Annotated in this window: 7 protein-coding genes; 4 read left to right on the top strand and 3 right to left on the bottom strand. The window is 71.6% G+C overall.

Going from position 1 to position 5,358, the window contains the following annotated elements:
* Positions 1 to 336 (bottom strand): citrate/2-methylcitrate synthase (locus ACI3KY_RS20000; RefSeq protein WP_404931875.1); only part of this gene is annotated, 336 nt, incomplete at its 3' end.
* Positions 337 to 447: 111 nt separating this feature from the next.
* Here ACI3KY_RS20000 and ACI3KY_RS19995 point away from each other — a divergent pair.
* Positions 448 to 1,647, top strand: a complete 1,200-nt coding sequence (locus ACI3KY_RS19995) for a citrate/2-methylcitrate synthase (RefSeq protein WP_404931874.1) — start codon at positions 448 to 450, stop codon at positions 1,645 to 1,647.
* Here ACI3KY_RS19995 and ACI3KY_RS19990 read toward each other — a convergent pair.
* A complete protein-coding gene (locus ACI3KY_RS19990; protein WP_404931873.1) occupies positions 1,623 to 2,321 on the bottom strand; it encodes an alpha/beta family hydrolase in 699 nt (232 codons plus the stop codon). The two genes, ACI3KY_RS19995 and ACI3KY_RS19990, sit on opposite strands and share 25 nt — an antisense overlap.
* A complete protein-coding gene (locus ACI3KY_RS19985) occupies positions 2,318 to 3,130 on the bottom strand; it encodes a general stress protein (protein ID WP_404931872.1) in 813 nt (270 codons plus the stop codon). Before ACI3KY_RS19985 ends, ACI3KY_RS19990 begins: the two co-directional genes overlap by 4 nt.
* A gap of 40 nt (positions 3,131 to 3,170) precedes the next feature.
* On the opposite strand from ACI3KY_RS19985, the gene ACI3KY_RS19980 reads away from it, so the two are divergent.
* From ACI3KY_RS19980 to ACI3KY_RS19970, 3 genes are all read left to right on the top strand, one after another.
* Positions 3,171 to 4,502, top strand: a complete 1,332-nt coding sequence (locus ACI3KY_RS19980; protein ID WP_404931871.1) for a magnesium transporter — start codon at positions 3,171 to 3,173, stop codon at positions 4,500 to 4,502.
* Positions 4,502 to 5,032, top strand: a complete 531-nt coding sequence (locus tag ACI3KY_RS19975) for a DUF1003 domain-containing protein (protein ID WP_404931870.1) — start codon at positions 4,502 to 4,504, stop codon at positions 5,030 to 5,032. Before ACI3KY_RS19980 ends, ACI3KY_RS19975 begins: the two co-directional genes overlap by 1 nt.
* On the top strand, positions 5,029 to 5,358 hold a 330-nt coding region (locus ACI3KY_RS19970), incomplete at its 3' end, for an iron-sulfur cluster assembly protein (RefSeq protein ID WP_404931869.1). The genes ACI3KY_RS19975 and ACI3KY_RS19970, both read left to right, overlap by 4 nt.

Below are 5,358 nucleotides of genomic sequence, written 5' to 3'. Positions count from 1 at the left end.
CAGCAGGGGCCAGGCCGCAGCGAGCCCGGCGAGCACCGCGGGTGTCGCCGACGCCACGGCGTCGACGACGGCATCGATGTCGCCGCGTCGCCCCTGGGCGGCCGCGACGCGGGCGCCGAACGCCGCGCGCGAGTCCGGCGTCGCCGTCTCGCCTGTCACCAGCAGCTGCCACGCGTCCTCGAAGGTCGCCGACGCCGCCAGCTCGATCGCGGAGTGGTCGCGGTACTGGTAGAAGCCCTCGTTTCCGCGGACATCGCTCACGGTGGTCTCAGCCACGATGACGCCGGCGAGACCTCGCGGCACGTCGGTCGTCGCGGACTGTGTCGTCGTGCTCATGTCAGCTCCTTGTCGTTCTGGCCGTCCGTCAGGGATGTCGGGCGGACGATACCGCTACAGTCAGTGTCGGAACTTGATCACCCTTTCGTCAATCTTGATCGGATCAATATGATGAGCGATCTGCCCCGCCTCACCGCCAGGGAGGCGGCCGCACGTCTGGGTGTCAAGCCGGAGTCGCTGTACGCCTACGTGTCGCGCGGTCTGCTCTCGCGCGAGCGGGACGCCGCCGGCTCGTCGTTCGACCCGCTCGAGATCGAGGCCTTCGCGCAGCGGCGCCGCCGCTCGAGCGGCCCCACGCCGGGAGCTGCGGCCCCGGGGACCCCGCTCATGGTGCTCGACACCCGCCTCGCTCACATCGACGACGACGAACTGCACTACCGGGAGCGATCGGCCGCACGCCTCGCACGCGAGCAGTCGTTCGAAGAGGTCGTGGCATGGCTCTGGGATGTGCCGTCGCTGCGAGGGCCTTCGGCCGACGACGTCGCCGTGGCGCGCCGCACGATCGCCGCCCTCGGCGAGACCGCCTCGTCCCTGGATCGGATACTGGTAGCCGTCGCGGCGCTCGGCGCCACCGACCCGCTGCGCGACGACCCCGACCCGTCGCACCTCGTTCGCGTCGGCGCGCGACTTCTCACCGGACTTCCCGCCGCGCTCGGGCCGCAGCACCACCCCGACGCGATCGCTCCCACGCTGTGGCGTGCGCTGGCGGCGTCCGACGATCCGCACGGACGGCGCCTGCTCGATGCCGCGCTCGTCCTCGTGATCGACCACGACCTCGCCGTCTCGACGCTCGCCGCACGGGTCGCCGCCTCGGCGCGGGCATCCGGCTATGCCGTCGTCACGGCAGCCCTGGGCGCGTTCGACGCGCCCTTGCACGGCACCGCGAGCCGCGCGGCCGTCCGCATGCTGCGCGCCGTGCAGGAGGGGGACGCGGCCCCCGCAGCGATCGCCCGCGCGGTGCGGGACGGCGGGCGTGGCGTCCCCGGGTTCGGCCAGCCGTTGTATGCCGGCGGCGACATGCGGGCCGCCGTCCTGCTGGAACTGCTGCGGGAGACACCCGGCGCCGACGACGTGCTGGCGGCGGTGGATGCGGTCGCGGGTGAAGTGGCGCGTCGCGCCGACGCACGACCGAACCTGGACCTCGCCCTCGGCGCGCTCGCACTCTGGGCCCGGATGCCCGATGATGCCGGCGCCGTCGTCTTCGCCGTCGGCCGCATCGCCGGCTGGATCACCCACGCGGTCGAGGAGTACGACGAGCGTCCGATGCGCCTGCGGCCCCGGGGCCGCTACGTGGGTCCGCCACCGGAGTGAATGCGGCGCATCCACGCGACGACGAGAGGAACGAGCTCGGCGGCGACCTCCGCCGGCGGGCGCTTCCGGCCCTTGACCTCGAACGAGTGGCCACCGCCGTCGATCCAGGCGATCTCAGCCTGCCGACACGACGCGACCGCCGCCTCCAGCTGGTCGTGGGGGTCGATGAACGGATCGTTGGTGCCCTCGACGAACAGCTGCGCCTGCGGCACGTCCGGCAGGTGCGCGGTACGCGCCCTGTCCGGACTTCCCGGCGGGTGGAGCGGATAGCCGAGGTAGACCAGCCCCGACGGATCGATCACGCCTTCCGCGGCGGCCATCGACGCCATGCGTCCGCCGTACGACTTGCCCATCGCGAAGATCGGCAGCCCGTCCGCGCTCTTCACCAGGGCGGCATGCACAGCGGCCCACGTCGCGACGGCGTGAGCAGCGGGCCCCGGCATCCGTCGTCCTGCCTCGACATAAGGGAAGTTGAAGCGCAGCGTCGCGACGCCCTCCCGGGCGAGGGCGTCCGCGAAGCCGGTGAGGAACGGATGCCGATACCCGGCGCCTGCGCCGTGTGCGAGTGCGGCGAACGCCCAGGGCTCGTCCGGCCCAACGAGGTCGGTTGAGATCTCGACGCTTCCGTTGGGGAGCGCGACGGTGGTCCGCGAGGGACCGCCGCCTCCGCTCATGCGCGCTCGTCGTCGCCGGCGCGGGTGTGCTCGGGTGCCGCGGCGGCCGCATCGTGCTGCGAGTCGCGGCCGGTGCCGGCAGACGCCTCGCCGTGATCATCTGCCTCGTCCGGGCTCTCCGGCTCGGCCGATGTCGCGCTGGGCACTGTGGCGCTGGGCGCTGCGGCAGACGCGCCTTCCGCCGGAGCGCTCGGGGCCGGCTGATCCGCATCCGCGACCACTCGCTCGCCATACTTCGGCGGCTCTGTCGCCGTGGCGGGCGTGGGTGCTGCGGGAGCCGACGGCTCCGCCGGAGCGGCCGGCCTCGCCGGGGCGGCCGCGGCAGCCGGAGCCGCCGTGGTCTGGGGGCCGAGCACCTGCCGAGCCCGATGCACGCTGTTGTCGGTGACGGTGACCTCGTAGTGATCGGCGACGACCTGCATGACCGAGGCGTAGTCACGGCGACGGCGCACGAACGAGTACGCCACGATGCTCATCAGCATGCCGATCGCGATGCCGACGAACAGCACTCCGACGAACGCCTGGATCGGCACCGAGGGGGACCCGATCACCAGGATCGCCGAGAAGAGCAGTCCCAGCAGCATTCCGTTGACAGCACCGGAACGCGCCGCCGACGCGTAACCCAGGCGACCCGTGATGCGCTCGATGGAACGCAGCCCCTGACCCACGATCGCGATGTCGCGCGCCGGGATGTCGGCCGCGATCAGCGACGACACCGCCTTCTGCGCGGCCTCGTACGCGGGGAAGCTCGCAACGGTCTGACCGACCGCATCGGACGCCTGCGGAGAGCGCCCTCCCATCATGGTCATCTCCCCATCCTCCCATGGCACGCGGACTACGCTGGGACGTGTGAGCACGCAGAGGGTTTTCGTCGCGCGCCTTTCCGGGTGCTCGGTCTTCGACCCCGCCGGCGACCGTCTCGGCAAGGTCCGCGACGTCGTCGTCATCTACCGAAAAGACGATCCGCCGCGCGTGATCGGGCTCGTCGTGGAGATCCCCGGCCGGCGTCATGTCTTCGTGTCGATCGGGCGCGTCACCTCGATCGCCACCGGCCAGGTCATCACGACCGGCCTCATCAACGTGCGACGCTTCCAGCAGCGCGGCGGCGAGGTCCGCGTCATGGCCGAGATGCTCGGCCGCAGAGTGTTCTTCGCGGACGGCTCCGGCACCGCCGTGATCGAGGATGTCGCCATCGAGCGCAACCGCCTGGGCGAGTGGGATGTCGGGCAGCTCTTCCTGCGCAAGCCCAAGACGAGCGCGTCTCCGTTCGCCAAGGGCTCGACCACGTTCGCGAACTGGGACGCCGTACGCGAGAGTCAGGTGCCCGGCGAGGCGCAGTCCGCCGAGCAGCTCGTCGCGACCTACTCCGAACTGCGTCCGGCAGATCTGGCCAACACGCTGCTCGACCTTCCGGAGGACCGGCTCCTCGAGGTCGTCGAGGAGCTCCCCGACGACCGTCTCGCCGACGCTCTCGAAGAGATGCCCGAGGGCGACCAGGTCCACATTCTCGAGGCCCTCGACGACGAGCGCGCCGCCGACATCCTCGACGCCATGGAGCCCGACGACGCGGCGGACCTGCTCGGTCAGCTCCCGGAGGACCAGCGGGAGGAGTTCCTGGACCTCATGGAGCCCGAGGAGGCCGAGGATGTCCGCGCGCTGCTGAAGTACGGTCCTGACACCGCGGGCGGCCTCATGACCAGCGAGCCCATCGTGCTCTCCGCCGACGCGACGATCGCCGAGGCACTCGCCCTCATCCGCCGGCATGAGCTGCACCCCGCTCTCGCGGCGGCGGTCTTCGTGACGCTGCCGCCCTACGAGACACCCACCGGCCGGCTGCTCGGGACCGTGCATTTCCAGCGGATGCTGCGCTACCCGCCGCACGAGCGCCTCGGTGCGATCATCGACGACACGCTCGATCCGGTCCCGGCCACCGCGTCGGCCGCGGAGGTGGCGCGCCTCCTCGCGTCCTACAACCTCGTGTCGCTCCCGGTCGTCGACCCCGCCCACCGGCTCGTCGGCGCGGTCAGCGTCGACGACGTGCTGGACTACCTGCTGCCCGAGGACTGGCGATCTCACGATGCGGAGGATGACGAGCGCCGCCCGGCGTCCGACGTCGTGACGACGAACACAGCCGGCACGCTGACGTTCGGAACGCCCAAGAGCAGCGGCAGGAGGCGCTGATGGCACGCGCCAGCCGACAGCCCTCACTCGACGCTCCCCGGGGCCGCTCCGGCATGCTGCAGCGGACCCCGCAGCAGTCGAGCGACAGATTCGGGCGCTTCTCCGAGGCCTTCGCCCGCGCGATGGGCACCTCCGGCTTCCTCATCGGCATGACGATCTTCGTCGCGGTATGGCTGGCGTGGAACATCTTCATGCCGCCGCAGCTGCAGTTCGACCCGTCCGCGACCAACTTCACCCTGCTGACGCTGATCCTGTCGCTGCAGGCGTCGTATGCGGCTCCCCTCATCCTGTTGGCGCAGAACCGCCAGGACGACCGCGACCGGGTGCAGATCGAGCAGGATCGGCAGCGCGCCGAGCGCAATCTCGCCGACACCGAGTACCTCGCCCGCGAGGTCGTCGCCCTGCGCATGGCGGTCAACGACTTCGCCGACCAGGTCGTGACGCGTGAGGTGCTCCGGTCCGAGCTGCGCACGCTGCTCGAGAAGCTCGACAACAGCCCCGACGCGGCGGACGAGGGCGCCACGAGATGAGCGTCGCCACGGACGCGGACGCCGTCCGCACCGCCGTCGGCGCTGTCTCCGACCCGGAGCTGCGACGGCCGATCGGCGAGCTCGACATGGTGCGCGACATCTCCGTCGACGACGGGGTCGCGCACGTCGCGATCGCCCTGACCATCGTGGGCTGCCCGGCAGCCGAGCGGATCGCGTCGGACGTGCGCAGGGCCGCGGCATCCGTTCCCGGAATCACGGACGTCGCGCTCGAGGTGGGCGTGATGACGCCGACCGAGCGCCATGCCCTCACCGAACGGCTCCGTGGCGGCCGCGCGCGGGAGATGCCCTTCGGTCCGGGCACGCTC

The sequence above is a fragment of the Microbacterium sp. ZW T2_14 genome (assembly GCF_044987405.1).
In the GTDB taxonomy this organism is placed as follows: Bacteria; Actinomycetota; Actinomycetes; order Actinomycetales; family Microbacteriaceae; genus Microbacterium.
The sequence above is the reverse complement of the archived record's forward strand: the minus strand, read 5'-3'. Positions and strand labels throughout refer to the sequence as shown.

Coding starts and splice junctions, on each gene's coding strand:
- ACI3KY_RS19975 (WP_404931870.1), top strand. CDS start 4,502: ATGGCACGCGCCAGCCGACAGCCCTCACTCGACGCTCCCCGGGGCCGC.
- ACI3KY_RS19995 (WP_404931874.1), top strand. CDS start 448: ATGAGCGATCTGCCCCGCCTCACCGCCAGGGAGGCGGCCGCACGTCTG.
- ACI3KY_RS19990 (WP_404931873.1), bottom strand. CDS start 2,321: ATGAGCGGAGGCGGCGGTCCCTCGCGGACCACCGTCGCGCTCCCCAAC.
- ACI3KY_RS19985 (WP_404931872.1), bottom strand. CDS start 3,130: ATGACCATGATGGGAGGGCGCTCTCCGCAGGCGTCCGATGCGGTCGGT.